The sequence below is a fragment of the Bradyrhizobium sp. MI1.7 genome (assembly GCF_055811795.1).
On record NZ_JBVVPO010000010.1, the window covers coordinates 52,703 to 76,838 of the forward strand.

Genomic DNA, 24,136 nt, shown 5'->3' on the forward strand with positions numbered 1-24,136 from the left:
GTTCGCGCTGGCTAGAATCGGCTGCTCTGTTGAAAGCGTTTCCTGCGAATTTTTTTGACAAGGATTAGCTAGGTATGCGCTTGGGAAAAGACACGCAGTGGAAAATCACAGCTGCGCGAACGGCACATCGGCACGCTCACCATTGCGTGAGCCGCCCCCACATCCACGGATGTCTGAGGTCGGGATTGCGGTCCTAGATCATGCGTCGAGGCTGTTGAAAGGAGCCGCCGAAAACCTCTTCCTTTCGCGTTCGGTAGATGGTGACGACCTCCCGGCACGCTTTGACATTCAACCGGTGGAAATCGATCTTCAATTGATCCAGCTCGCCAACGGTTATCCGGTAGTTGGCCGCGCCCAGGAACAGCAGCGCCATCGTGGTGGGCCATGAGAAATCGAGAGACTTGGCCAGGATCAACACCGGCTCACGATCCTTCTCGATCAATGCCCGTTCCGCGACGTCTATTGGAAGCCCACAGAGCAACGACAGGGCAACGGTGGTCTCGTTGAACTTGAGAGAGTGAGCAAGTTCGAAGACCTTGTCTTCCGTCAATTCGCCTCTCTCGTGCAGTTTGGCCACCGTGCGTTTCGCCGTGAAGTAATCCTTCGACGCCGGGCCAAACCTGGCGTGAATGGCCCCGGTGACATCGACGACGACGCGATGGACCTGATGTTCGATATCCGGACGTTCCCTCTTCAGCTTTTGCCGCACCTCTTCGGAGGCTTTGGCGATCAACTGGTGGAAGAGATGTCGAGGAATATCCTTTCGAAGTCCTACCGATTCAGCGAGGATCGAATCCCCTTCCGACCGCCGCACCAGGTGCAGAAATCCGGATTTGGAGAGGTTCGCCCCGGCATTTGAAGCGACCGAGGTTACGACCTCGGGAGATCCCCGCACCACCAGGACATCGGTGACCGCTTCGGGGACCGTTTGTCGCTTGGAGATTGCAAGCAAATGTTGCTGGCTCTTGTTCTTGGCACACGCAATCAATGTCTCGGTGTCAAGGCGCTCCGACTGACTGAGAACCGGCCATGCGACATCGATGCAGTCGTCGCTTGCCATCTGCCGGGTCAACGCATAGGGCGCGTTTGAGCTGCATGCGAGCTTTCCTGCGAGCTTCGCCCGCGCGCTCGTTTCAATCTCCTGCGCGAGACGACCGATGACCTCACCGAACGTCCAGATCTGCTCCTCGGAATACGTGCCGGCGATCAGGATGTCCGCCGCATGCCAGAGCGCCCGCAGACAACTCTCGGGATTTCCTCTCGCAACTGCTTCGTCCAACTCGGCCAGGAATGACGTGATAGCAGCCATTGATGCGCTCGCAGTTTGAAAATGATCGAACGACAAAAGCGGGATTTCAAAGCAATGGGCGATGACACCACCCAGACCTGAACACGCGGTAAAATCATTCCCGCCGCCTCCGAACGGGCATAAGGTCGGCCTAATCAGATCGATCGAATTTTAGGTATTGCCTGACTTGGAGGAGGCGGACGCCGTCGACAACCCGCCCAACGGAGCTGCACCCGCGAGGTCGCGCGTTTTGACCAGCAGCAGCCTCTGGCAAGCGAAGGATGACCCTCGACCGGGGCAGCAGCACGGCCCACCGAATGGTTCGGCTCACGCTTAAGGGATTACGGCGACAGCGCTACTGCGCGCCGTACTCGAATGGCTGCCATTGTAACTGGAGGCGCGACCGGCGTAACTACAATACCAGCAACAGTCCCGAAACCAGCAAGATGCTGAGGATAATTCGCCGGAACAGCGCGTCATCGACGCAGCGAAAGACAAAAATCCCGAGCGCCGTTCCTGCAACGAGCGCCGGGATGCCGACGGCGAAGTCAACCAGGACCTTTGTCGACAGATCTCCTCGGATCAGCATGAGAACAAGTGCGAATATCTGCATGGCGGCGATGAAGGGTTGAACCATTCCGCGCTGTTCGGTTTTTGGCACGCCGTGGATGTCACACCATATGGTCGGTATTGCACCCGGCATTGCCGTCAACCCGCCGACAAAGCCTCCACCGAAGCCGATCAATGCATTACGTCCCGCATTCATCTGCAAGCGATGAGAGAGCACCGGCCGGAATAACGTGTAGGCCGCGTAGCAGGCGACGGCGAGACCAAAGCTCTCCCTGAAGATCCGGGCGTCTGCAGCTTGCAGCAACCACACGGCGATCGGAACGCCGAGCAATCCGCCGACGACCAGTCCCGAGCTCTGCTTCCAGCGAATGCTTTTTCTCAAGGCCCAAAGACCCGCGGCTTGCACGGTGATGCTGCAGGCCATCATCAGCGGGACCGCCTCCCGTGGTGGGAGAACGTGAAGGAGAATCGCGCCGGCCACCGCCGAAAAGGCAAAGCCCGCGAGGCCCGAGACGAAAGCGCCGCAAAACACGGCGATGCTGAGCAGGCAAAACGACGCCACGTCGCCCATGAGCTAACCCTTCTTGTCTGTCAAATCCTGGAATAGCGAGCTGGCGATCAGTCCCCGGACGACAGTCCGGGCGGCTCGGGCGGTGCCCCGGCATCGCTCTGGCGGGTCGACGTCAACGTCGTGGCTGCAAGGATGTGAAAAATGATAACGCAGATGGCGATCGTTGCGAGCAGCGTATTCTCGCCCGGCGCCGAAATCCGAAGCTTGCGTTCGGGGGACTTTTCACTGACCGGCATTGTCTCGCCCTCCAACATCTGACCGAGAGGCAAACTGGGGCCACCCATTGTCGGTCAGGTGACGATTCTGTCGAAGGGTGCGCTCTGCCTGCAGCCGTCGCGAATGGTGGAGCGCTTGAAGGAGGCGCCCAAACCAGCCTTCCTTTCGGGAAGACCCCGTGGAGGCGACAAACGAACTCGCTGAAATTGACGCATCGCCTCTGGGTGAAGCTCTGCCGTTAAACAATGGTACGGAGGATGCCACGAGCGACTGAAACATCTTGTGAAGCAACAACCCATAGAACACGCGGGTGAGACGCCGTGCCTTATCTTCCAAGCGCATGACACGAACACCTTGTGTGAGTGACCGGATACGGCTGGAAGTATCGAGCGGGACGCGGGGCCACGCTTTAAGGCGAGCTTAATTTGTTCTTATCGTTTCCTTGATTCTGAAGGGTGTGCTTGCTTTCGGGCCCGCGTACCGGTTGAATATCCGCCTTGCGCACACCTCCGAAGGCATTGTTTTGCTGTACCTATTTGACGAGTTTGTCCTCGACACCGACCGGCGGGAATTGCGCCGTGACGGACGTACGATCCCGTTGCAGCCCCAGGTTTTTGACATCCTCGAATATCTGATCCGCTACCGCACCCGGGTGGTGACCAAGGACGATCTGATCGGTGCAATTTGGGGCGGGCGCATCGTCTCGGAGTCAGCGCTCACCACCCGCATCAACGCGGCCCGTACCGGAATAGGCGATTCCGGCGAGGCGCAGCGGCTGATCAAGACTTTGCCGCGCAAAGGCGTCCGCTTTATCGGCACGGTTCGGGAAGCGGCCAGGGAGGTCGAGAACGCGGTCGTACCTCTGAAAACCGAAATCTCCGCTCTGGTGGTCGGCCGGACCCCGTCCTTCGAGACGATCGACCAGATGACGCGGCACGTCCTGTCTGGCAAACGGCAGATGGCTTTTGTCACCGGAGAAGCCGGGATCGGCAAGACGGCCTTCATCGCCAAGGCGCTCGAGCAGCTGACGGAACAGGGCTTCGATCAGCTCTATGGGCGCTGCACCGAACGGTTCGGAACAGACGAAGTCTTTCTTCCACTCATCGATGCGCTGGTGAGCCGTTATCGCGCAAACGGTCCGGAATTGATTTCGGCCGTTCGCGCCCACGCCCCCACCTGGATCCTGCAATTGCCAGGCGTCATCGACGCATCGGAACGCGCGGCTTTCCAGGACGAAGTGTTCGGCGCGACGCGCGAGCGGATGCTGCGCGAATTCTGCGATCTTCTGGAAGCGCTGAGCATCGACCGCCCCTGGGTTCTTGTTCTCGAAGATCTGCACTGGAGCGACTTCGCGACACTCGACGTACTGTCTCGCTTCGCGCGCGGGAACGGCAAAGCACGCGTGCTGGTCCTCTGCTCCTATCGTCCGGCCGACAGTTCCGTCGGCGGGCATCCCATCCCTCGCCTGCACCGCGATCTCGAGATTCACGGATATTGCAGCGAATTGCGCCTCGATCGGTTGTCGCGTCCGGAGGTCGAGCGTTACCTGGCATTGCGCTTCGGCGACGAGCAGCTTGCCTCCGGCCTGTCAAAGCCGGTATTCGAGCGAACGCTGGGACATCCCCTGTTTGTTGCCACGCTGCTCAAACACTTGATCGACCAGGAGTCGATCATCGAAATGGACGACGGATGGCGCTTGTCCTCACAAGCGGCATTTGCGCAAGATCGCATTCCAGACAGCCTCGTGAACATGATCGGCCACGAGCTCGATCGCCTCACCGACAACGAGCGGCGTCTGCTCGACGTCGCCAGCGTTGCCGGCGAAGAATTTTCTGCGGCCCTCGTTGCGGCCGGCCTGAGCGGCGATGCGATCGACGTTGAAAGGGACATCGAAGCGTCGATCCGGAAGGATCAGATCCTCGTTCGTTCGGGGGTTGCCGAGTGGCCCGACGGCACATACTCGGGCTGCTACGCTTTCCGTCACATTCTCTATCAGAACATCATTTACCAGAATCTGCCGCCCGGGCGCCGCGCACAAACGCACAAGCGCCTGGGCAAGAGGCTGGAGGAGGCCTATGCCGGCCGCACCCCTGAAATAGCGCCCGCGCTCGCACTTCACTTTGAGCAGGGTCGCGACTTTCCGAGCGCGTTGCGTTACCTCCGGGAAGCGGCAAAGAACTCGACGAAACGCCTCGGCCATGCGGAGGCCGCAAGCTATCTCACCCGCGCGCTTGGCATACTCGATCGTTTCGATGCTGCCGACAAATTCTCAACCCGCGTCGCTCTTTTGCGGGAGCGAAGCTGGGCTCTTCGTTCGTGCGGCGACCTCGCCGGCTCCATCCGCGATCTGCGAGACATGATTGCCTGCGCCGAACAAGCGGGCGAGATCAAGCAACAGCTCAACGGCCTCACGGCGGTGAGCAGCCTCTGCTTGCGCGTGGATCGCCACGCCTGCCTTGAGGCCGCTGAAGATGTGCTGTCGCGAAGCCAGGCGCTGGCGGACGACACATTCAAGGCTCTGGTCCAGGGCAGCAGCGCGAGCGTCAACCTGTTCCTCAACGGCTGGCGCAAACAGGACGCCACGCTCTGCGACAGGGCGATCGAGCTGAGCGCGAATGCCACGAATTATGGCATCCTGATCAGGCGCAATGGAATATCGGGTATCGTCGATTGCTGGAGGTCGCGGTACCAGGAGTGCCGCCGCGCCGGCACGGAAGGCAAGCGGTTGGCCCGTCTGGCCGGCGACGTCTACACTTTTGTTCTGTTCAACGTTCTTGAGTCGATCGCGCTTATTCATCTGGGCGAGTGGCGCGAATTGCGACTTGAAATCACGGCCGGCCTCGAACTGGCCGTCAGGAACGCGAACGGCCCCAGCAGCGCATTGTGCCGGCTGACGCTTGCGTGGTTGCACGTCGAAGCGATGGACTTTGATGGAGCCCGTGAGCTCTGCGAAAGCGTCGACGATAGTCTGCTGGTCGGAGATCAGTCGACGTACTTCCACAAGCGGGCCGTCCTTGCCAAGGCCTATGTCGGGCTGAACGACCCGTCGGGAGCTCGCAGGCAATTTGATGACATCGAGCGCCGCAGGCATGAAGAAGGCATCGACATCGAATTTACCGCCGCGACGCAGGTGTATCATTGTCTCGGCGAATATTACTTGCAGGTTGACGACTTTACGCAGGCCCAGAGCTGTGCGCGCCAGCTCCACGACTATGTGGCCACGGCTCCGGATCTCAATCACCTGGCCCAGGCCCACGGACTGCTCGCCCGTACTGCGCTTGCCATGGGCAATTCAGCGGAGGCCCAGTTACAGCTGTCTCGCGCGCTGGAGATCGTCGACAGTGCCGACTTCCCGATTGCTTCCTGGCGGGTGTACCGCACGGCCGCCGAGATCTTCGCGAAGTACGGCGACGTCGACAGGGCGGCGACGTATCGCATGCGATTTGTCGAGACCGTCCGAAGGCTCGCGCAAAATTTCGAACCCGCGGATCGGCTGCACAAGAGCTTGCTCGCCATGTTGGCGACGCGAACAGCGCAACTGGAAGCAATGACCTCTCTGCCTTCGCGGCCCGACAGTGCACGCCATTGACCCGATCCGCCTCGACACGCATGGCGGCCAGGTCTGCAATCTGCCGCTCAGTCGGCCGAAATGGCGTTAAACTGTGCGGCAAGTTGCGATGAAAATGGCCAAGCTACTTTGAGCTTCGCACCGCGCGCCAATCCTTGCGAACGCCGGCAAGGTCGGATGCTCAGCATATCATCGGGTTATCCCCGTGGTCGCAAACTCCACCCGGTTGATCCGAGGGTACTGGCGCAAATGCGTGGTAGGCCGGCGTAGCGATCGATCGCTCGCCCTCGAAGCGAGAGCTCGCCCCCACGCCCTGCTCGGTGCGCCGATCGCCGGTGCGGTGCTCACGCGCCTGGAGCGGCGTGCTGAAGATTGCGGTGACGACCAGTCCGGTCAACAGGGCCTTGGACAGGACTGACGCAATGGGATTTTTGAATGGTGTCATCGTGGTGGTTCCTTTCGTTTGGGGGATCTCCCGCGAGGCAAGAGATCCGGTCCACCACCCTTAGACGTGCGTTGTCGCGCGCTTATTCCCAAGTCACAAAGTAGTTTCCGAGGCGCGTACAATCTTCTCGGACACGAGACAGAGCTCTACGCCGGATTCGGTTGCCTGCATCGAACGTGAATAAAAGTTTAGTCAGCCGAGAACCGGACGTGTCCACGCGGCGCGCGGCGAGCTTTTCGAGGCTGTAACGGCGAGACCGAAAACGCACATGGACCCACGGCGCGTATAAGATCATATTATCCAGGCATCACTTTGTTCGAAGAGCAGAGGATTGATCGAATGTACGCCAACATTCTCTTGAGCACGGACGGATCGGACGTTGCGCGAAAAGGCGTTGAGCATGGCATTGCCCTGGCGAAGGCGTTGAACGCCAGGCTGACGATCATCACGGTGACGGAAGCGCTGCCGGTCGACTATGGGAGCGGACACGCCTCGGGATGGATTCCGACGCAGGAGGAGGTTGACAGCTATGACGCAGCCTGCAAAGCCCGTGCAGGCAAAGTGCTCGATGAAGCGCGCGCCATGTCGGAGCAGATCGGCACGCCTGCGGAACTCCTGCACGTTCCGAATGCGCACCCGGCGACAGCGATCATTGCAACAGCAGAGTCGAGAGGCTGCGACTTGATCGTCATGGCCTCTCACGGGCGTCGCGGCCTCAGGAAGCTGTTTCTGGGCAGCCAGACATCCGAGGTCCTGGTGTACGGAAGCGTGCCGGTGCTGGTCGTGCCGAAACCGGCATAGTGCAGGGCTTACCCCACGCCACTCGGCTGTTCTGCTGGGCGAGCCCAACCAAAACAAGGCGCCAATCGACCGCTCTCACGCGGCAGGAGAATTTTATGGTCAGTGAAAAAGGCCCGAACATCAAAAAGAAGCAGAAATGCAAAAATTGCGAGGGCAAAGGCTTGCTCAAGAAGGGCGAGAAGGTGGTGAAGTGCCAGCGCTGCAAGGGCACGGGGGTGCGGTGATGTTGAGTTGATGACCGCTCTATTCCCGGGGGATTGCGATGACAGTGCACTTCCCAGCAATCGATTTTATTTTTGATCAGCCCGGCTGGATCGGGCCGAAGTCACGGCGTCACCGATTCGCCTTAGCGTATTCGTGTTGCGCAACGTGCCGACGCCCTTCAGGCGCCCCGCGCCTAACGCCGAAAGCAAACGCGATCGCGCTGGATCTCCCGTAAAATGGATCCAGAGATCGCCACCGGCGACGGCAATTCGTTCATCGCTGATATAGCGTGCCAGGGCGTTTTCGCTGCCTTTCGGGATTGGACTGCGCATCACGCGAACAGCGACCCTTTGCGGATCAGCGGTCGCTTCGGCACGAATCGGGTTTGCGCGTAGCAGGCGTCGCCACGCGTCAGCGTTGCGAACGATGATTGCGACATGCTTGCCGAACCGCACGTTGAAGGCCGCTTCGAGATTTTCTTCCAACTCGGAAATCGACGCCTTGTCGCTGTCAAACGTCAGATTTCCCGTCGCGCCGATGGTTCTAGGGTCGTGGAGGCCGAGGCCTTGCGCCATGGCACGCAGCTCGGCCATCGCCAATCGCCGGCCGAGCGGGAGAACCACACTGTAAAGCAGGGCCACGTAGGTCGTCATCGTTGGATGGCTCTCGTTCTCGGTCGGCTATCCTGACCAGCTTTATCTTTCACAAGGTCAAATATCTTACGGGGTGCAGTCAAGCACTGTCACTGTAATAGCCCGCACCATGAAGCCACTGGTATTCCGGCCGGCAACATCAAGCTTCGTGCAGTATTCTGGGCGATCCATCACAGAAAGGTCGTGAGCTCATAAGCCAGCACGGCTCCGCCAAGACAGCGCCGCCATGGGTTCACCCCGCGGAAAATCTCGTCGAGGGCCCAAACGATGAGGCCGCCTTTGAACACGATGTCCAGGGCAATAGCGGCAGTGCCCGGCGGCTGCCAGACCCAGCGCAGGACACCGGCCACAATGACGACCCAGAGAACGAGGTTGGGGACCTGGGCGATCGTGATGTCACCGGTTTCGCGATTCCGAAAGAACCATTGCAGGAACCTGGACATGATCGCGCTTGCCTCTCCGATCGTGAAGATACTCGAATATTCCGGTCGCCGCGATTGCGCCGTCCCGATGTCTGCCATCGAGGACCGCATCAGGTCTTTCGCGATTCGGGAGATGACGACGACAGCGCTGGATTGTATGCCATCGACGGGCCGGCCGTGCGTCCCGACGCATTGCTGCTTGTTCGGTGGAGCAGCCACATCGAACAGGGGCGCCGTCGCCGGCGCCCTTCATCGCTTGCCGCTCAATCCCGGCTGCGATGCAGCACGTGCCGTTGCTGCTGCGGCGCGTAGGCCCGCATCGGGTTGATACCGCAGCTCTCGTTGGTGCCGCTCGCGGTGGCGCGGCACTGCTCATAGGTGGAAAACTCGCAATTGCCGGGGTAGCCCGATTGGCGGCCCTGCAGGCAATAAGTGTCCTGCACCTCGGTTGCGGACGCGGCGGTAGAGGATGCCGCGACGGTCAGGGTGGAAACCGCCGCAAGGACGGCGATAGCGAGATGACGATGCATGAGGGAACTCCTGTGTAGCGCTCGCTGGATGCGAGAACTCTCGTGAGCTAACGTTTCAGATCTCGAATACTTTGCAGGTGGAGAGATTAAATCGCTGTTATGTGCCACAGGGGCGGCACGCCCGTGCTCCGCTCCACCACGCACTCCGCACCATCGATAACGTAGGGTGCGTGACGAAAATCCCTGATGGTGGCGGGCTTGTCGCCGACCCAGCACGTACCGAATTTGGTCCAGCCGTCGGCGCGCGACCTTACAGTTCAGCTGGCCAGCCCGATCGCTCGGCTCGACGCAAAGACGACTTTACGATCAGGCGATGGAAGGGCGCGATTCCCGCGATATAGGCCCGCCCTCCCAAATGATTGAAGGTCACGACCGTTGTGGCGACAAGTCGGCGGCACAAAGCGGACTCTTCAACCAAAACGGACAAACGGAAGTCGAGATGGCGATCGTCCTCGCCAAGAATAATCTCATGACGACGCCGATCGTAGACCCGAAAGAAATCGATCCTGTCGGTCGCAACGTCATCGCGCAAGTCAGACGATGTCTTAAGACCAAACCCCGCAACCAAGGTGTCCCTTAGAGCCACCAGCCAGCCAACCCACCGCGCCTGACCCATAAGCATATGGGTGGCGAGGCGCTCGGCGTCGCCCGTCGCATGGCTCGGCAGATCGATGGCGAATGCGTCAGCGAAGCCCGCCTTGGCGTAGAGCGGCTTGAGCACCGAACGTTGCGGTAAATCCACTCGAGCAACGCGCGCCATAGATGTTCCGCCCGGACTGAATGGAAGCGAAGAGGTGGTGGAGACAAATAGCACCCGTGGGGCTCTCCAACAAGCGGCGAGGCCACTAGGCAGGTCGGTGCCCCCTTCCCGCTCAGCGGTCATTGAAACTGAAGCTCAGACCACGCTGCCGGCCACGCGAATAGGTGCCAAGCGAATTACAGTGACAGTGCACTCGATGCCTCCGGCCGCTTTCATGGGCTCGAAGGCTTGTGCATTAAAGTCCACCGGCAATAGCCGGGAGGGTGAATGGCGCTCAACCTTGTTTCGTTCAGGTGCGGCGGAGGGGTCGCTACGTACACTCACCCTCCATCCACCACGCACTCCGCACCATCGATAACGTAGGCTGCGTGACGAAAATCCCTGATGGTGGCGAGCTTGTCGGCGGACCAGTTCAACAGCATGAAATATTTCGCCCGCCCGCTCGGCTCGTTCGGATCGAACACCAGGATCGCGGGACGTCCGTCGACCTGCCCCGTCACCAGGTGCCAGTCGCTGATCTTCGAATAATTGCCGAAATAGCGCGACACCTCGGCCTTGCCGTTCAGCCTGGTGCGGTTGACGAGCTCGAGCCTGACGTCATCGGCGATCATGGCGCGGATCGCGTCGAAGTCGCGGGCATTGAAATGGCCGACATAGGCGTTGAGCCGCGTGCGGTCGGCCTCCGACAGGCCCGGCTGCGGCACATCGTCAGGCTCCCCGGCAAACTCGCGCAGCTGCGTGCGCCCACGATGCAGCGCGGCCTTCACCGCCGGCAGGCTGAAATCCATGATGTCGCAGACCTCGGCAAGCGAGCAGCCGAGCACGTCCATCAGGATCACGCTGGACCGCTGCGCCACCGGCAGCCGCATGAAGGTGCGCAAGCTGGTCGCAGCGATCTGGCGGCTTTCCACATCATCGAGCTGGTCGGCAATCATCTCCACCTCCTCAGCCGAATGCAGCGCCTCCTGCCGGTTGCGGCGACGCAGGAAATCCAGCGCGGTGTTGTGCGCGATGCGGAACAGCCAGCCCTCCGTATTGACGACGGGCGTGACCGATTGCAGCGCTCCCATTGCCTTGATCAGCGCATCCTGCAGCACGTCCTCACCGTCGATGACCGAGCCGACCATGCGCGCGCAGTAGCGATGCAGCTTCGGCCGCAACCGCGCCAGCAGCGCCTCGATATCGATGGTGGCCAGTGGCTCCGGCGCCATTGCTCCTCCGCCTCGCCTCGTCAGGACTCGTCCAGCATACGGTAGTTGCCGACGATCCTCACATCACGAACCAGCGGCGGCTCGGCGCAGCGGTCGCGGATGCCGTCCTGGAACGCCTGAAACGCCCTGAGTTTCGGGATCGGGCTCGAGCCGTCCTCGGCCGCGGCCTCGACCAGATGGATGAAGGTGTCGTCCTCCAGCCGCAGCGTCAGATAGCGCACGCCGTCCGGCCCGGCCGCCTTCAATTCGGCAAATACGGCCGAAACCAGCTCGGCGTTCCTGTCGGCCAGCTCGGGCTTGGCCTTGTACCTGATCAACGTCCTTTTCATCGCGCTCTCCTTGCTCATCTCGCGACCTGGCTCGCCCATCGCGCGCCATCTTTCCATTTCGGCATGACCTTCCCGGAAAACCGGTGCCCCGCTTTCCGGATCAAGCTCGCGTCAATGGCCGCGTCATCCCCAAGGACGTTTGGCGGCCGGCGAAGGATGCGGCCGGGAAAAAATTATTTCCGGGCGCATCCTTTGCCCCTCCGACCTCGTCTAGCCAGCAGAACGCGCCGCGACAGGGTGGCGCAACACACGGAGAGAGGGCGATGCAGACCCCGACCAATCGCGCCGAGAAGAACTGGGTGCTTGGCGTCACCGCGCTGGCATCCTTCATGATGGCGCTGGACGCCATGATCATTACGACGGCATTCGCGACCATCCGCGCCGAATTCGGCAGCCCGGTCGAGACGCTGCAATGGACCGTCAACGCCTTCAACCTGACCTTCGCCGTGCTGCTCCTGACCGGCGCCGCGCTCGGCGACCGCTTCGGTCGCCGCCGCATGTTCGCGACCGGGATCGCCCTGTTCGTCGTTGCGTCGGCGGCCTGTGCGCTCGCAGGCAATGCCACCGCGCTGATCGCCGCCCGCGCGCTACAGGGCGCCGGCGCCGCATTGGTGATGCCGCTGGCGATGGCGATCCTGAGCGGCACGTTCGGCCGCGAGGAACGCGCCCGCGCGCTCGGCATTTTCGCCAGCATCACCGGCTGCGCGCTGATCATCGGCCCGGCCATCGGCGGCTTCATCACCGAACATTTCGGCTGGCGCTGGGTGTTCTGGATCAACCTGCCGATCGGCCTGATCGTGATCACCCTGGTGCTGGCACGCTTGCGCGAAAGCTTCGGACCGGCTGCCGCATTGGACATCCCCGGACTGTCGCTCGTCGCCCTCGCGGCGCTCGCGCTGGTCTGGAGCCTGTTACGCGGCAACGCAGTGGGATGGGCGAGCGCTGAGGTCATGGGCACGCTGATGTCAGGCCTGGTGTTCACAGCCGGCTTCGTGCTCTGGGAATTGCGCGCGGCCGCGCCGATGGTGCCGATGCGGCTGTTTGCATCACGCGCCCTCGCCTCCGGCATGTCCGCAAGCGTCCTGTTCTACGCCGCGATGTATGGCGTCTTGTTCCTGCTGCCGCAGTTCCTGCAGACCGCGCTGGGCTTCGACGCCTTCGGCGCCGGACTTCGCCTGCTGCCCTGGACCGCGACGCTGTTCGTCACCGCCCCGATCGCCGGCGCGGTCGTCAACAGGTTCGGCGAGCGGCCGCTGGTGGTGACGGGATTGCTGATGCAGGCGATCGGCCTTGGCTGGATCGCGGCGATCGTGAGCCCCGCGATTGCCTACTCCGCTCTGGTCGCGCCGCTGGTGCTGGCCGGCGTCGGCGTCTCGATGGCGATGCCAGCGGCGCAGAACGCGATCCTGAGTTCAGTCGCGGTGGCCGAAATGGGCAAGGCGTCCGGCGTCTTCAACATGGGCCGCTTCCTGGGCGGCATGTTCGGCATCGCTGCGCTGGTGGCGAGCTTCTCGGCCAACGGCGGGGCCGACTCGGCCGCGCATTTCGAGAGCGGATTTGCTGCGGCGATGCGCCTCGCCGCAATGCTGTCGTTGGCCGGCGCGATTGCGGGGCTTTCCCTGCCGGCACGGCGACGGACCGCCAGTGCAGTCGCGCCACAGGATGCGTGACGCTGACAGCGGCGGATACCGCACCATTCACTGTTCGTCCCACCCGAACAGTGAAGCCAATTCCAGCGGGATTATCCAGCCAACCTCCCCGCCTATTATCTCCCCATCAAACAGGGAGACCCCACCATGACCACCCAGCACCCACGCACAGCCATCGTCACCGGCAGCTCGAAGGGCATTGGCGCGGCGGTCGCCGAGCGGCTGGCGCGGGACGGCCTCGCCGTCGTCGTCAACTATGCGAGCGGCGCTGCGCCGGCCGAGGCGCTGGTGGCGAAGATCAAGGCCGCCGGCGGAGCGGCGATTGCGGTCAAGGCCGACATCAGCAAGTTGGCCGACGTCCGCGCGCTGTTCGACGCGGCCGAGACGGCGTTCGGCGGCATCGACGTGCTCGTCAACAATGCCGGGATCATGAAGGTCGCCCCATTGGCCCAGACCACCGACGAGGTGTGGGACCAGACCATCGCGATCAACCTCACCGGCACCTTCTATGCGCTGCGTGAAGCGGCGAAGCGGCTGCGCGAGGGCGGCCGGATCGTCAATTTCTCGACCAGCGTGGTCGGGCTTTATCAGCCGACCTATGCGGCTTACGCCGCGACCAAGGCCGGCATCGAGGCGATCACCCACATCCTCTCGAAGGAGCTGGGCGTGAGGCGGATCACGGTCAACGCGATCGCGCCGGGCCCAGTCAACACCGAGCTGTTCCACAACGCCAACCAGCACGACATCTCGCCGATCATCGACCGGACGCCGCTCCATCGACTCGGCGAACCCGACGACATCGCGCGCGCGATCTCGTTCCTGGTCGGGCCCGACGGCGGCTGGATCAACGGCCAGATCCTGCGCGCCAATGGCGGCATCATCTGAAGCCGCATCGTCTGGAGATCATGACCATGAGCGATGCGATCACGGGCGGGGCCCCACGGCACAGCCCCGCGTCCCTGCTGTTGCCTGGCTTGCGAAATTTCTACGAGATCGCCAATCCCGTTTCCTATGCGTTTCTGCGCGTTGCCTTCGGATTGATCCTGTTCACGCACGGCTTGCCGAAATTGCTCGGCGAGTCCCACGGCGCCATGGCCAATCCGTTCGCGAGCTCCATCAATTTCATCACCAATTCATTGCATTTTCCGGCCCCGGTGGCGTTCGGCTATTTCGTGATGCTGCTGGAAACCATCGGGGCCATCATGCTCGCCGCAGGGCTGTTCACCCGCCTCGTCGCGCCGATGGTCGCCGTGCAGATGGCGATGATCTGCCTGATCCATTATCCCAAATGGGCCTGGATCGATCGCGGCATGGAGTACCCGTTCCTGATGGGCCTCGTTGCCCTGCACATGTCGTTTCGGGGCGGCGGGCGATTTTCGGCGGACGGCTTGATTGGACGGGAGCTTTGAAGGCGCGCCGGGCGGCCCTGCCCGCTCCGGCCGCGCGAGGTCTTCACACCGCCGCCGTTCAATCCCCCCGCACACAACGCCACAGCAGATCGGCGATCTCGGCGCGGCGCTGCGCCCTCGCCTTTGACGAGGACATGTCGAAGGCGAATTGCGCCTCGAACGTGTGACGGTTGGCGACCGCGAAGAAGCTCAGCGCATTCAGCGTCATATGCAGTTCGACCGGATCGATGCCGGGCCGGATCGCGCCGCAGGCCGCGCCGCGCTCCAGCACCTTGGCAATCTGGCTGATGCTCGGCTGCGTCATCTCCTTGAGCCTGCGGCTGATGGCCATGTGCCGTCCGCGATGGATGTTCTCGATGCTGACGAGGCGGACGAATTGCGGATGGGCCTGGTGGAAATCGAAGGTGAATTCGGCAAGCCGGCGGATCGCGGCCTCCGGCTCCAGCGCCTCGAGATGAAGATCCTCCTCGGCGGCGCGCATCTCCGCATAGGCCATCTCCAGCACCGCGGTGAACAGCTCTTCCTTGGAGTTGAAGTAGTAAAAGATCAGCCGCTTGGTGATGTTGGCGCGGGCGGCGATGGCGTCGGTGTTGCCGCCGGACAAGCCGTTCTCGGCGAACTCCTCGAAGGCGATGTCGAGGATCTCCTGCCGCGTCCGCTCGCGGTCGCGCCGCTTGATCGGCACCGGCTTCGCCGCCCGCAGGGGCTGCTTCGTCACACCTGGCATCTGGCCCTTCGGTCCTTCACGGCGGCCGGTCGCGGCATCGCCCTCCCTCCATAGCGCAATCGCGGGCCCTTGACATCAATTATCCCATTGGGTAATTAGTAATTAACCTATAGATTAATTAAGAGGGAGGAGACACATGCGCCTGATCGGCCACCGCCGCGCCAGCTCCCGACCACTGCGACTGCCGGGATTGCCTGTGCAGGCGAGCAGGCCATGATCGCGCTCGGCCTCGCCCATCTCACAGCGTTGGAGCTTGCGCCCACGGCGCTGGTTGCCGAGGCGGCGCGAGCCGGGTTTGCAGCCGTCGCGCTACGCTTCATCCCGGCAACCAGCGACGGGCCGGCCTATCCGACGCAGGTCGGCACCGAGGCCCACCGAGCGCTGAAGCGCGTGCTTGACGGCGAGGGCGTGCGGGTCCGCGACATCGAGCTGGTCCAGCTCAAGCCCGCCATCGACATCTCCTCGCTCGCAGGCTGTCTCGAAGCCGGCGCCGATCTCGGCGCCACCGCGATCATCGCTTCGGGCGACGATCCGGATCGGTCCCGGCTCACCGCGCGTTTCGCCGAGCTCTGCCAACTCGCCGCGTCGTTCGGACTGCGCGTCGACCTCGAATTCATGCGCTGGCGCGCGATCGGCAATTTGGCGCAGGCCGCGGCGGTCATCCGCGACGCAGGCCAGACCAACGGCTCCATCCTGGTCGACGCGTTGCACCTGGCGCGCTCCGGCGGCCGGGCCGGCGACCTGATCCCGCTTCCCGATCATTGGCTTCGCGCCGCGCAACTCTGTGATGCCGTCGCCGAAGCGCCAGCAACGGACGCGGCCATCATTGCCGAGGCGCGCGCGGGACGGCTGCCGCCCGGCGACGGCGCTCTGCCCCTCGGCGCACTGCTGGAGGCCCTGCCCGCTGACACCGCCCTCAGCGTCGAGATGCCGTTGCCGGCGCTCGACGCGAGAGAGCGGATCGCCACGGCGTTCAACGCGACCAGGAACTTGCTCGAAGGCCAGGCCCGCGGCGCCAGACGCCGCGACTGCCACGGCTGGGCCTAAACCCAACGGAATGCACGAGATGACAAAAATCAGGATTGGCGTGATCGGCGCAGGATTGATCGGGCGCAAGCATCTGCGCAAGCTGGCCGAGCACGGCGACTACGAGCTCGCCGGCATCGCCGACGTCAACGCCGAGCAGGTCGCGGCCGAGCAGCCCGGCGCACGCGTCTTCGCGGATTACCGGAGGCTGCTCGACGAGGCGCGGCCCGAGGCCGTGATCATCGCATCGCCCAATCAGCTCCACGCCGAGAACGGCATCGCATGCGCGCGGGCCGGCATCCATATCCTGATCGAAAAGCCGGTCACCGATACGCTCGAGACCGCCGCCGGCCTGATCGCGGAGGTCCGCAAGGCGGGCATCCGGTCGCTGGTCGGGCATCACCGCCGCCATCATAGGCAGGTGAAGGCGCTCAAGGCGCTGCTTGGCGAGGGCCGCATCGGCGATGTCGTCGGCGTTTCGGCGATCTGGGCCACGCACAAGCCGGCCGACTATTTCAAGGCGGCGCCCTGGCGGTCGCAGGCCGGTGGCGGGCCGATCCTGATCAATCTGATCCACGAGATCGACTTCCTGCGCTTTGCGGTCGGCGAGATCGTCGCCGTGGAGGCCATCGCCGCGAACCGGCAGCGCGGCTTCGCGGTCGAGGATACCGCCGCCGCGCTGCTCGAGTTCGAGAACGGCGCGCTCGGCACGTTCTTCCTCAGCGACTGCGCGGTGACGCCCTGGACGATGGAACAGGGTCTCGGCGAGGCGCCGGAGTTTCCGTTCAGCGGCCAGAGCAGCTACCGCCTGATGGGCCGCCGCGGCGCGATCGAATTTCCAAGTCTCGATCAATGGACGCAGGAAGGCGGCGCGCAGGACTGGAACAGGCCGATCCAGGCGCAGGCCAATCATGCGGCGTCGATCGATCCTTACGTCGCCCAGCTCGATCATTTCCGCGACGTGGTCCGGGGTGTGACGCCGTCGCTGCAACCGGTCGAGGACGGCGCGCGAAGCCTGCTGGTGACGCTCGCGATCGCAGAGGCCGCGACGGCGCGACGGCGCATCGACCTGCGCGAGCGCTACGCGGCGCTCGGGCAAGGTGAGCAGGCAACGACCTAGAGCACGGCTTTCACCGCCGTCGGACAGACGCGAACGGGCCAAGCCACGCCAAGGGGGCGGCCCGGCCACGCCAAGAGAGCGGCCCGGAGGGAGGAGCGAGGTGAACTACAAGTTCGATTTCGGACCCGTGATCGAGGGCCTGCCGGAGCTGCTCTGGGGCTGTGCCGGCACGCTCGGCCTGGCGCTGTCGGGCATGGTGCTGGCGCTGATCATCGGGATCGGCGGCGTGCTGCTGCGCGATTCCCGGCTCGCGCCGCTGCGCTGGCTCGTCATCGCGTTCGTCGAGACGATCCGCAACACGCCATTTCTCGGCCAGATCTACTTCGTCTTCTTCGCGTTGCCGATGGTGGGCATCCGCCTCGATCCCACGCTGACCGCGATCATCGCGCTCGGCGTCAACGGCGGCGCCTATGCGATCGAGATTATCCGCGGCGGCGTGCAGTCGATCAACAAGGGGCAGGTCGAGGCCGGACTGGCGCTCGGCCTGAGCCGGACCCTGATCTTCCGCCTGATCGTGCTGAAGCCGGCGCTGCGCGCGATTTTCCCGTCGCTGACCAGCCAGTTCATCATGCTGACGCTGACGACGAGCATCGCATCGGCGATCTCGGCCTATGAGCTGACCTCGGTCGGACAGGCGATCGAGACCAATACGTTCCGCAGCTTCGAGGTCTATGGCGTCGTCACGCTGCTCTATCTCGCGATGTCGTGGATGCTGATGCAGATGTTCGCGCGGATCAACGCGCGCTTCCTGCTCTATCCCGTGAAGTGAGGACGGCGCATGGACAAGAACCAGTTCCTGTTCCTGCTCGGCGGCCTGAAATGGACGCTGGCGCTGTCCGCGATCGGCTTCGCGCTCGGCTCGGTCGCCGGCCTCGGCGTCGCGCTGGCGCGCACCTCGGGCCGGCGCTGGCTCGAACGCGGCGCGGCCGCCTACATCGCGCTGTTCCAGGGCACGCCGCTGCTGATGCAGCTGTTCGTCGTCTATTACGGCCTCGCGCTCGCCGGGCTGAAGCTCGATCCCTGGGTCTCCGTCTCGATCGGCTTCACCCTGCATGCCGGCGCCTTCCTCGGCGAAATCTGGCGCGGCTCGATCGAAGCCGTGCCGCGCGGCCAGGTCGAGGCCGCCAAGGCGCTCAGCCTCGGCTATCTCGACCGGATGAAGGATGTCGTGCTGCCGCAGGCGATCCGCATCTCGCTGCCCGCGACGATCGGGTTCCTGGTGCAGCTGATCAAAGGCACCTCGCTTGCCGCCATCATCGGCTTCACCGAGCTGATGCGCGCCGGGACCATCGTGTCCAACCAGAACTTCAAGCCGCTGCTCGTGCTCGGCCTGGTCTGCGCGCTCTATTTCGCGCTGTGCTGGCCGCTTTCGCTCTATGGCGCCTGGCTGGAGCGGCGGCTCGTCACCGCCGCACGATGATGAATTCAACACAGAGGAGGGAATGATGACCAAAAAGACAATCCGGTTCAATCGCCGCCACATGCTGGCGCTCGGCGCCGGCGCGATCGCCTCGCCGTTCGTGCTGTCGCGCGCCGCCTACGCGGTGACGCCTTCGGAGATCAAGGCGCGCGGCAAGGTGTCGATCGGGATCCAGGGCGACAATCCGCCCTGGGGGTTCGTCAATTCCACGGGCAAGCAGGAGGGCCTCGATGCCGATCTCTCCGAGCTGTTTGCAAAAGAGCTCGGCGTAGCCGCCGAATTCACGCCGCTGGCCGTCGCCAATCGCATCCCGGCACTGACGTCGGGACGCGTCGACATCCTGTTCGCGACCATGGCGATGCTGCCGGAGCGCGCCAAGGCGGTGCAATTCTCAAAGCCCTATGGTGCCAACATCATCACCTTCATCGCGCCGAAGGAGATGGAGATCAAATCGCCGGCCGACATGGGCAAATATGTCATCGGTGTCGCGCGCGGCAGTGTGCAGGACACCGACGTGACCAAGGCGGCGCCTCCCGGCACCACCATCCGCCGCTTCGACGGCGATGCGCCGACCATGCAGGCGCTGCTGTCCGGGCAGGTGCAGGCGGTGGGCGGCAACATCTTCTACGTTCCGCGCCTCAACGAATCCAAACCCGGCACTTACGAGAACAAGCTCGAATTCACCAAACTCTATAACGGCGCCTGCACGCGGCTCGGCGAGAAGGAGATCAACGCCTTCGTCAACGGCTTCATCGACAAGATCATCGCCAGCGGCGAATGGGCCAGGATCTATCCGAAGTGGATGAACAACCCGCTGCCGGCTTTCCCCGACAGCATTCCCGGCATCCCCTTCACCGTCAGCTGAGGGAGAGTGCCATGTCGGTCACAGCCATGTCGGTCGCAGCCACGGCGGACACGATGATCGCGATGCGCGGTGTCAACAAATGGTACGGCACCTACCAGGTGCTCACCGACATCAACCTGGCGGTCCGTGCGAGCGAGAAGATCGTCCTGTGCGGGCCGTCCGGATCGGGCAAATCCACCCTGATCCGCTGCATCAATGCGCTGGAGAACTACCAGAAGGGCGAGATCGTCGTCGACGGCGTCCATCTCGGCAGCCAAGGCAAGGCCATCGACGCGGTGCGCCGCGAGGTCGGCATGGTGTTCCAGCAATTCAACCTGTTCCCGCACATGACGGTGCTGGAGAACTGCACGCTGGCGCCGATCCGCTCTCGCGGCATTCCGCGCCCGGCGGCCGAAGAGACCGCGCGGCGGCTGCTCGACCGTGTCAAAATCCTCAACCAGGCGGACAAATACCCGGCGCAATTGTCCGGCGGTCAGCAGCAGCGCGCGGCGATCGCGCGGGCGCTGTGCATGGAGCCCAAGGTGATGCTGTTCGACGAGCCGACCTCGGCGCTCGACCCGGAAATGGTCAAGGAGGTGCTCGACACCATGATCGGGCTTGCGACCGACGGCATGACCATGATCTGCGTCACCCATGAAATGGGCTTCGCCCGGCAGGTCGCCGACCGCGTGATCTTCATGGCGGAGGGACGGATCGTCGAGGAGGCGGAGCCGGAACTCTTCTTCAGGGCCCCGCAGCACGAGCGCACCAAAAAATTCCTCGGCGAAATTCTGCCGCATCATTGAAGCCGTGCCGGCGCGGCGCGACGGCGGTCCGGTGTCCACCCTTGCCGGACGCCTCACGCCTCCACCCGATACAGCCTCCACCGCTCCGGCACACCCTTGAGCTGGTGCATGCCGTGATCCCTGAAGCTGATGGTTGATTGTGCCTTCAGCAAATCCTTGACCGCGCTCGAGACCAAGACTTCGCCGGCCCGCGCTTTCGCGGCGACGCGGGTGCCGATGTGGAAGGCGAGACCGACCATTTCGTCGCCGCTGATCGTATACTCGCCCGCATGCAGGCCGACCCTGATCTCTAGCCCCAGCGTGCGCACCGCCTTCTGGATCGCGGTCGCGCAACTGATCCCGGCCGCCGGCGCCTTGAACGTCGCCAGCACGCCGTCGCCCGTCGTCACGACTTCCTTTCCGCGCGAGCTCTTCAGCTCCTTGCGGACGGCTGCGTAATAATGGCCCATCACCTTGGTCCAGCGCGCATCGCCGAGCTTCGCCGCCTTGGCGGTGGAGCCGACGATATCGACGATCAGGATGGTGGCGAGCGCCCGCTTGAGATCGGTGCCGCGCTCGGCGGGGCGGCGCCGGAGCGCGATAGCTCCGACCAGCGGCTCATAGCGATGGCTACGGCGCCGCGCGATCGCGGCCTTTGCGTAATCCTGGGCACGCTGCGCCGTGCCGCACCGAACTGTCTTCTCCTGCGGCGAGCGCGTCCAGTAGACCTTGCGCCCGGCGCCGGTGCCTTGGACCTCGACGCCGCCCCACTTCAGGAAAACCGCCGAGCCGACGCGCCTGACACACCACGCCTTCGACGTGTATCCCGATACGTTCGACTGATGGACTCCGATGCGAAGGAATTTTGGCATGAACGCGCGGCCAGTCGAAGGAACGTGGGCGGACCTCGGACCAACGTATTCGCACATGCCTGCATTGGCAACAGGGCTCCTCGCACCCTATGCTCCCCTGCGAGCCTCCTGCTTGCCGATCGAGCAGCGCCACGCCGCGAGACGTTCGGCTGGATGCTGCGCCATCCATTCGGCGAGCTGCGGCGCTCCCATCAGACAGGACTGCATCGTCACGTCAGCGAAATCCGAGGTCGTGACGATCTGCTCGTGGCAATCTGTCGGCGACGAGAGGCTGCAGAGCACGGCAATGATCTTGATCATGTCACGAGAGCTCCTTCGACGTACTCGGGCTCTGCGTCGCCGCCCGAGGGGTCGACCGCGGCTCGACGGGCCGCTCGCCGTCGGGATCTGCCCGCGGAAACACGGCGTCATAGTTAGCGCGCGCTTCGCGGATCAGCCGCGCACGCTCGCGCTCAGCTCTTGTGACCAGTCGAACAACTTCGCCCATATCGGCTCCACGGGGTGGCAAGAGAGGAAACTGACCAGACGGCCCTGATTGGGCGACCGGCTCACCGCGCAACCCGCAATCACGGGTACGATTCGTATCGCGTGCCGGCCGAACGCGCCGATGACCTCGCCGCATCGACGCTTGGTGCCTTTTCGGCGCGCCGCTGATAGTCATTGGCCAGCATCTCGAGACGGGTCGCGACCACGATGTCCGTCATGGTCCGGGCCGCGCGCAGCAGGCTCTGCGCCGTCTCGAGATATTCCTTTCCTCGTCGTGACATCTGCATGGTCATAGGCGCCTCGCGCGGTTTTCTGAAAACATGTCGACAACCGACGGAAATCGACCGAACCAGTCGCGCTCACCCTGCCGGCGCGTCGCCAAACGTTCGACGCACTTTTTCGAGCAAAGGGGCTTTCGCCAAGAGTAGTAGCGGACCAGGCCAAACTTGCCGTCGCACGCGGCACAGCGAGCGGTTCGACTTCCAGAAACTTGGGAACAGTTTGGCATTGTCGTCTCCTCTTGTGGTCGCGTCCGATGTGTCGATCACCTTTTCTGTTGCATCGAGGCAGCCGCACCGACTGTCCTCGACCAAATCTTGCGGCACCAATCGCAACGCCGCCAGTGAAGCCAACCTAGGCGTCCTGCGCGAACATATCTTTCAACAACGCGTCCGATATTGCCCATAAGCACGACTTCCGTCGCGCGCAGGGGACGTACCCCCGACAACTGCGCGTTTGCGCGATCGCCCGATTCCGGAACTGGGTCGACGTCACGGCGACGCACGCATGCACCGTCAATCACAGCGCGTCGAGGCCATGACGAGCGGAGATGGCGACCGTCGTTCGGAGATGCCGGGGTGTGCAGGACGATGGCAAGCTGGCGTTGCCGATGAGGAGCTGGATTTCTCCGCCATGCCGCGCAATCGGCGGCGCGCGGGTCATCGGCAATCTTGCGTCAGCGAGATTTCAACCGGACGGCTGCGGCGAGCATCACGCCTCAGCCGTGAAACGCAAACAGCTCGATCGGATCGCTGAAGCCGCGCACCTCGTATTTGCCGACATGCTCGAGCTCGAACTCCCGCTCGACCAGCTCGGCGAAGGCGCGCGAGAGCAGCACCGGTCGTCCCAGCTGCTTGGTCAGGGCTTCGAGACGGGAGGCCATGTTGACGGCGGGACCGATGACGGTGAAGTCGAGCCGGCTGGACGATCCGATATTGCCGTACATGACGTCGCCGACGTGGACGCCGATGCCGTAATTCAGCGGCGCGCGGCCGGTCCCGTTGTTCCGTTCGTTCAGCGCGGCCATAGCCTGCCGGGCTTCAGTCACGGCGCGCAACAGGTTTGCGCAGGCGCCGGGCCCGCTGAGCGGGAAAATGGCGAGCAGGCCGTCGCCGATGAATTTCAGGATTTCGCCGCCGTGCCGCGCGATCGGCTCCGACATCGCGTCGAAATAGTCGTTGAGGAGATCGATGACGTCGTCGCGCGGCCAGTTGTCCGAGATCTTCGTGAAGTCACGGAGGTCGCAGATCATGATCGCGGCACGCACCGTCGTGCCGGTGCCGCGCCGCGTGGCCCCGGCCAGGATGAGCTCGCCGGCATGGGAGCCGACATAGGTCTCGAGCAGCGTTCGCGCCAGGCGGTTCTTGACGCGGATCTCGCTGACCAGCGCCAGCACCGGCAGCACGTTCTTGAGCGCAACCAGATGCGCGTCGTCGAAGCCGCCGGGGCGATCGGTCGCGAAGGTGACGAGATGGCGCTTGCCGAGTGTGTGGTGGAGCGGCCAGGCGACGTAGTCGGTCAGACCTTTCGCGCGCATCTCGTCATAGACCGCGTGCCTGCGGCCGAGCGACGGATCGCCTTCGAGGTTCTCGCGGAGTTCGCTCGCACCGTCCAGCATTTCGCTGACAGGGCTGCCGATGAACTCGGATCGCTCGAGCACATCGAAGTCGACCCGCGAGATCTTCGCCTCGCGCATGCCATCCAACCACATGAAGGCGGCGCCGAGCCATTGCGGATGCTGGATCCGGACGTGCATCGTCGACCGCTTGAGCGGAATGCCCGCCTGCTGGAGGCGGATGCACATCTCGGCAAAGATGTTGTCGACGAAGCGCTCGCCGCTCGTGCCGTTGGTCAGCCAGTCGACGACGCCGTCGGATAGCGTGGTGGGGCGATTTTGGTCTGGCGCGGTCATATCCTGCCCGTTCATATCGTGGCTTGCGCGGCGGTCCGC

27 protein-coding genes are annotated in these 24,136 nt (G+C 63.4%); 12 read left to right on the plus strand and 15 right to left on the minus strand.

Annotated elements, in window-relative coordinates; all coding sequences use genetic code 11:
• Positions 1-193 precede the first annotated feature (193 nt).
• The 3 genes from AC0L3X_RS12435 to AC0L3X_RS12445 form a co-directional block, all read right to left on the minus strand.
• The gene (locus AC0L3X_RS12435; RefSeq protein ID WP_063985320.1) at positions 194-1,309 is read right to left on the minus strand and encodes a DUF2336 domain-containing protein; all 1,116 of its coding nucleotides are present in this window, start codon (positions 1,307-1,309) and stop codon (positions 194-196) included.
• 391 nt (positions 1,310-1,700) lie between these two features.
• Entirely contained in the window at positions 1,701-2,429 is a 729-nt protein-coding gene (locus AC0L3X_RS12440) for a sulfite exporter TauE/SafE family protein (RefSeq protein WP_063985321.1), read from the minus strand.
• Positions 2,430-2,476: 47 nt separating this feature from the next.
• Positions 2,477-2,665: a hypothetical protein gene (locus tag AC0L3X_RS12445; RefSeq protein ID WP_187387810.1), complete on the minus strand. Its 189-nt coding sequence runs from the start codon at positions 2,663-2,665 to the stop codon at positions 2,477-2,479.
• Positions 2,666-3,129: 464 nt separating this feature from the next.
• Between AC0L3X_RS12445 and AC0L3X_RS12450 the strand changes: the two genes are divergently transcribed.
• A complete protein-coding gene (locus AC0L3X_RS12450; RefSeq protein WP_063985323.1) occupies positions 3,130-6,234 on the plus strand; it encodes an ATP-binding protein in 3,105 nt (1,034 codons plus the stop codon).
• Between the two features lie 160 nt (positions 6,235-6,394).
• Here AC0L3X_RS12450 and AC0L3X_RS12455 read toward each other — a convergent pair whose 3' ends face one another.
• Positions 6,395-6,658: a hypothetical protein gene (locus AC0L3X_RS12455; RefSeq protein WP_063985324.1), complete on the minus strand. Its 264-nt coding sequence runs from the start codon at positions 6,656-6,658 to the stop codon at positions 6,395-6,397.
• A 339-nt stretch (positions 6,659-6,997) separates the two neighbouring features.
• Here AC0L3X_RS12455 and AC0L3X_RS12460 point away from each other — a divergent pair, with 339 nt between their 5' ends.
• Positions 6,998-7,459, plus strand: coding sequence for a universal stress protein (locus tag AC0L3X_RS12460; RefSeq protein ID WP_063985325.1), 462 nt, complete (start codon positions 6,998-7,000; stop codon positions 7,457-7,459).
• Between the two features lie 95 nt (positions 7,460-7,554).
• Complete coding sequence (locus tag AC0L3X_RS12465) at positions 7,555-7,683, plus strand: hypothetical protein (RefSeq protein WP_256376431.1); 129 nt, start codon at positions 7,555-7,557, stop codon at positions 7,681-7,683.
• A 66-nt stretch (positions 7,684-7,749) separates the two neighbouring features.
• On the opposite strand, the gene AC0L3X_RS12470 is transcribed toward AC0L3X_RS12465, so the two are convergent.
• From AC0L3X_RS12470 to AC0L3X_RS12495, 6 genes are all read right to left on the minus strand, one after another.
• A complete protein-coding gene (locus AC0L3X_RS12470) occupies positions 7,750-8,316 on the minus strand; it encodes a DUF1697 domain-containing protein (protein ID WP_354132297.1) in 567 nt (188 codons plus the stop codon).
• Positions 8,317-8,486: 170 nt separating this feature from the next.
• Positions 8,487-8,759, minus strand: a complete 273-nt coding sequence (locus tag AC0L3X_RS12475; protein ID WP_063986662.1) for a hypothetical protein — start codon at positions 8,757-8,759, stop codon at positions 8,487-8,489.
• Positions 8,760-9,001: 242 nt separating this feature from the next.
• On the minus strand, positions 9,002-9,268 hold the full coding sequence (locus AC0L3X_RS12480; RefSeq protein ID WP_063985327.1) for a DUF3551 domain-containing protein: 267 nt from the start codon (positions 9,266-9,268) through the stop codon (positions 9,002-9,004).
• Positions 9,269-9,518: 250 nt separating this feature from the next.
• Entirely contained in the window at positions 9,519-10,028 is a 510-nt protein-coding gene (locus AC0L3X_RS12485) for a DUF2867 domain-containing protein (RefSeq protein WP_063985328.1), read from the minus strand.
• A gap of 320 nt (positions 10,029-10,348) precedes the next feature.
• Positions 10,349-11,239, minus strand: coding sequence for a sigma-70 family RNA polymerase sigma factor (locus AC0L3X_RS12490; RefSeq protein ID WP_063985329.1), 891 nt, complete (start codon positions 11,237-11,239; stop codon positions 10,349-10,351).
• A 20-nt stretch (positions 11,240-11,259) separates the two neighbouring features.
• Entirely contained in the window at positions 11,260-11,568 is a 309-nt protein-coding gene (locus tag AC0L3X_RS12495; protein ID WP_063986663.1) for a hypothetical protein, read from the minus strand.
• Between the two features lie 263 nt (positions 11,569-11,831).
• On the opposite strand from AC0L3X_RS12495, the gene AC0L3X_RS12500 reads away from it, so the two are divergent.
• From AC0L3X_RS12500 to AC0L3X_RS12510, 3 genes are all read left to right on the plus strand, one after another.
• Positions 11,832-13,238 (plus strand): DHA2 family efflux MFS transporter permease subunit, encoded by a 1,407-nt coding sequence (locus AC0L3X_RS12500; RefSeq protein ID WP_063985330.1) that lies wholly within the window; start codon positions 11,832-11,834, stop codon positions 13,236-13,238.
• 126 nt (positions 13,239-13,364) lie between these two features.
• A complete protein-coding gene (locus AC0L3X_RS12505) occupies positions 13,365-14,102 on the plus strand; it encodes an SDR family oxidoreductase (protein WP_063985331.1) in 738 nt (245 codons plus the stop codon).
• 26 nt (positions 14,103-14,128) lie between these two features.
• Positions 14,129-14,626: a DoxX family protein gene (locus AC0L3X_RS12510; protein ID WP_063986664.1), complete on the plus strand. Its 498-nt coding sequence runs from the start codon at positions 14,129-14,131 to the stop codon at positions 14,624-14,626.
• Between the two features lie 58 nt (positions 14,627-14,684).
• Here the strand turns inward: AC0L3X_RS12510 and AC0L3X_RS12515 are convergent, their stop codons facing one another.
• Positions 14,685-15,353, minus strand: coding sequence for a TetR/AcrR family transcriptional regulator (locus AC0L3X_RS12515; protein WP_063985332.1), 669 nt, complete (start codon positions 15,351-15,353; stop codon positions 14,685-14,687).
• Between the two features lie 213 nt (positions 15,354-15,566).
• On the opposite strand from AC0L3X_RS12515, the gene AC0L3X_RS12520 reads away from it, so the two are divergent.
• The 6 genes from AC0L3X_RS12520 to AC0L3X_RS12545 all read left to right on the plus strand — a co-directional run bounded on the left by AC0L3X_RS12520 (position 15,567) and on the right by AC0L3X_RS12545 (position 20,569).
• Complete coding sequence (locus tag AC0L3X_RS12520; RefSeq protein WP_473316428.1) at positions 15,567-16,400, plus strand: sugar phosphate isomerase/epimerase family protein; 834 nt, start codon at positions 15,567-15,569, stop codon at positions 16,398-16,400.
• Positions 16,401-16,419: 19 nt separating this feature from the next.
• Positions 16,420-17,499: a Gfo/Idh/MocA family protein gene (locus tag AC0L3X_RS12525; protein WP_063986665.1), complete on the plus strand. Its 1,080-nt coding sequence runs from the start codon at positions 16,420-16,422 to the stop codon at positions 17,497-17,499.
• Positions 17,500-17,599: 100 nt separating this feature from the next.
• On the plus strand, positions 17,600-18,268 hold the full coding sequence (locus tag AC0L3X_RS12530) for an amino acid ABC transporter permease (protein WP_063985334.1): 669 nt from the start codon (positions 17,600-17,602) through the stop codon (positions 18,266-18,268).
• Positions 18,269-18,277: 9 nt separating this feature from the next.
• Positions 18,278-18,919: an amino acid ABC transporter permease gene (locus AC0L3X_RS12535; protein WP_063985335.1), complete on the plus strand. Its 642-nt coding sequence runs from the start codon at positions 18,278-18,280 to the stop codon at positions 18,917-18,919.
• Positions 18,920-18,941: 22 nt separating this feature from the next.
• Complete coding sequence (locus AC0L3X_RS12540) at positions 18,942-19,784, plus strand: transporter substrate-binding domain-containing protein (protein WP_428841292.1); 843 nt, start codon at positions 18,942-18,944, stop codon at positions 19,782-19,784.
• A gap of 26 nt (positions 19,785-19,810) precedes the next feature.
• Positions 19,811-20,569, plus strand: a complete 759-nt coding sequence (locus AC0L3X_RS12545) for an amino acid ABC transporter ATP-binding protein (RefSeq protein ID WP_063986666.1) — start codon at positions 19,811-19,813, stop codon at positions 20,567-20,569.
• 53 nt (positions 20,570-20,622) lie between these two features.
• On the opposite strand, the gene AC0L3X_RS12550 is transcribed toward AC0L3X_RS12545, so the two are convergent.
• The 4 genes from AC0L3X_RS12550 to AC0L3X_RS12565 form a co-directional block, all read right to left on the minus strand.
• Positions 20,623-21,420, minus strand: a complete 798-nt coding sequence (locus AC0L3X_RS12550) for an adenylate/guanylate cyclase domain-containing protein (RefSeq protein ID WP_063985336.1) — start codon at positions 21,418-21,420, stop codon at positions 20,623-20,625.
• Positions 21,421-21,507: 87 nt separating this feature from the next.
• The gene (locus tag AC0L3X_RS12555; protein ID WP_014497603.1) at positions 21,508-21,720 is read right to left on the minus strand and encodes a hypothetical protein; all 213 of its coding nucleotides are present in this window, start codon (positions 21,718-21,720) and stop codon (positions 21,508-21,510) included.
• A 266-nt stretch (positions 21,721-21,986) separates the two neighbouring features.
• A complete protein-coding gene (locus AC0L3X_RS12560) occupies positions 21,987-22,199 on the minus strand; it encodes a hypothetical protein (protein ID WP_473316430.1) in 213 nt (70 codons plus the stop codon).
• 704 nt (positions 22,200-22,903) lie between these two features.
• Complete coding sequence (locus tag AC0L3X_RS12565) at positions 22,904-24,097, minus strand: adenylate/guanylate cyclase domain-containing protein (RefSeq protein ID WP_063986667.1); 1,194 nt, start codon at positions 24,095-24,097, stop codon at positions 22,904-22,906.
• Positions 24,098-24,136: the final 39 nt, after the last annotated feature.

What these genes read in the sequence shown, in the direction of transcription:
- AC0L3X_RS12515 (WP_063985332.1), bottom strand. Translation starts at nt 15,353, where the DNA reads ATGCCAGGTGTGACGAAGCAGCCCCTGCGGGCGGCGAAGCCGGTGCCG.
- AC0L3X_RS12485 (WP_063985328.1), bottom strand. Translation starts at nt 10,028, where the DNA reads ATGGCGCGCGTTGCTCGAGTGGATTTACCGCAACGTTCGGTGCTCAAG.
- AC0L3X_RS12525 (WP_063986665.1), top strand. Translation starts at nt 16,420, where the DNA reads ATGACAAAAATCAGGATTGGCGTGATCGGCGCAGGATTGATCGGGCGC.
- AC0L3X_RS12510 (WP_063986664.1), top strand. Translation starts at nt 14,129, where the DNA reads ATGAGCGATGCGATCACGGGCGGGGCCCCACGGCACAGCCCCGCGTCC.
- AC0L3X_RS12535 (WP_063985335.1), top strand. Translation starts at nt 18,278, where the DNA reads ATGGACAAGAACCAGTTCCTGTTCCTGCTCGGCGGCCTGAAATGGACG.
- AC0L3X_RS12500 (WP_063985330.1), top strand. Translation starts at nt 11,832, where the DNA reads ATGCAGACCCCGACCAATCGCGCCGAGAAGAACTGGGTGCTTGGCGTC.
- AC0L3X_RS12440 (WP_063985321.1), bottom strand. Translation starts at nt 2,429, where the DNA reads ATGGGCGACGTGGCGTCGTTTTGCCTGCTCAGCATCGCCGTGTTTTGC.
- AC0L3X_RS12520 (WP_473316428.1), top strand. Translation starts at nt 15,567, where the DNA reads ATGATCGCGCTCGGCCTCGCCCATCTCACAGCGTTGGAGCTTGCGCCC.
- AC0L3X_RS12560 (WP_473316430.1), bottom strand. Translation starts at nt 22,199, where the DNA reads ATGACCATGCAGATGTCACGACGAGGAAAGGAATATCTCGAGACGGCG.
- AC0L3X_RS12435 (WP_063985320.1), bottom strand. Translation starts at nt 1,309, where the DNA reads ATGGCTGCTATCACGTCATTCCTGGCCGAGTTGGACGAAGCAGTTGCG.
- AC0L3X_RS12565 (WP_063986667.1), bottom strand. Translation starts at nt 24,097, where the DNA reads ATGACCGCGCCAGACCAAAATCGCCCCACCACGCTATCCGACGGCGTC.
- AC0L3X_RS12460 (WP_063985325.1), top strand. Translation starts at nt 6,998, where the DNA reads ATGTACGCCAACATTCTCTTGAGCACGGACGGATCGGACGTTGCGCGA.
- AC0L3X_RS12550 (WP_063985336.1), bottom strand. Translation starts at nt 21,420, where the DNA reads ATGCCAAAATTCCTTCGCATCGGAGTCCATCAGTCGAACGTATCGGGA.
- AC0L3X_RS12545 (WP_063986666.1), top strand. Translation starts at nt 19,811, where the DNA reads ATGTCGGTCGCAGCCACGGCGGACACGATGATCGCGATGCGCGGTGTC.
- AC0L3X_RS12475 (WP_063986662.1), bottom strand. Translation starts at nt 8,759, where the DNA reads ATGTCCAGGTTCCTGCAATGGTTCTTTCGGAATCGCGAAACCGGTGAC.
- AC0L3X_RS12490 (WP_063985329.1), bottom strand. Translation starts at nt 11,239, where the DNA reads ATGGCGCCGGAGCCACTGGCCACCATCGATATCGAGGCGCTGCTGGCG.
- AC0L3X_RS12455 (WP_063985324.1), bottom strand. Translation starts at nt 6,658, where the DNA reads ATGACACCATTCAAAAATCCCATTGCGTCAGTCCTGTCCAAGGCCCTG.
- AC0L3X_RS12465 (WP_256376431.1), top strand. Translation starts at nt 7,555, where the DNA reads ATGGTCAGTGAAAAAGGCCCGAACATCAAAAAGAAGCAGAAATGCAAA.
- AC0L3X_RS12445 (WP_187387810.1), bottom strand. Translation starts at nt 2,665, where the DNA reads ATGCCGGTCAGTGAAAAGTCCCCCGAACGCAAGCTTCGGATTTCGGCG.
- AC0L3X_RS12470 (WP_354132297.1), bottom strand. Translation starts at nt 8,316, where the DNA reads ATGACGACCTACGTGGCCCTGCTTTACAGTGTGGTTCTCCCGCTCGGC.
- AC0L3X_RS12540 (WP_428841292.1), top strand. Translation starts at nt 18,942, where the DNA reads ATGATGACCAAAAAGACAATCCGGTTCAATCGCCGCCACATGCTGGCG.
- AC0L3X_RS12505 (WP_063985331.1), top strand. Translation starts at nt 13,365, where the DNA reads ATGACCACCCAGCACCCACGCACAGCCATCGTCACCGGCAGCTCGAAG.
- AC0L3X_RS12495 (WP_063986663.1), bottom strand. Translation starts at nt 11,568, where the DNA reads ATGAAAAGGACGTTGATCAGGTACAAGGCCAAGCCCGAGCTGGCCGAC.
- AC0L3X_RS12555 (WP_014497603.1), bottom strand. Translation starts at nt 21,720, where the DNA reads ATGATCAAGATCATTGCCGTGCTCTGCAGCCTCTCGTCGCCGACAGAT.
- AC0L3X_RS12480 (WP_063985327.1), bottom strand. Translation starts at nt 9,268, where the DNA reads ATGCATCGTCATCTCGCTATCGCCGTCCTTGCGGCGGTTTCCACCCTG.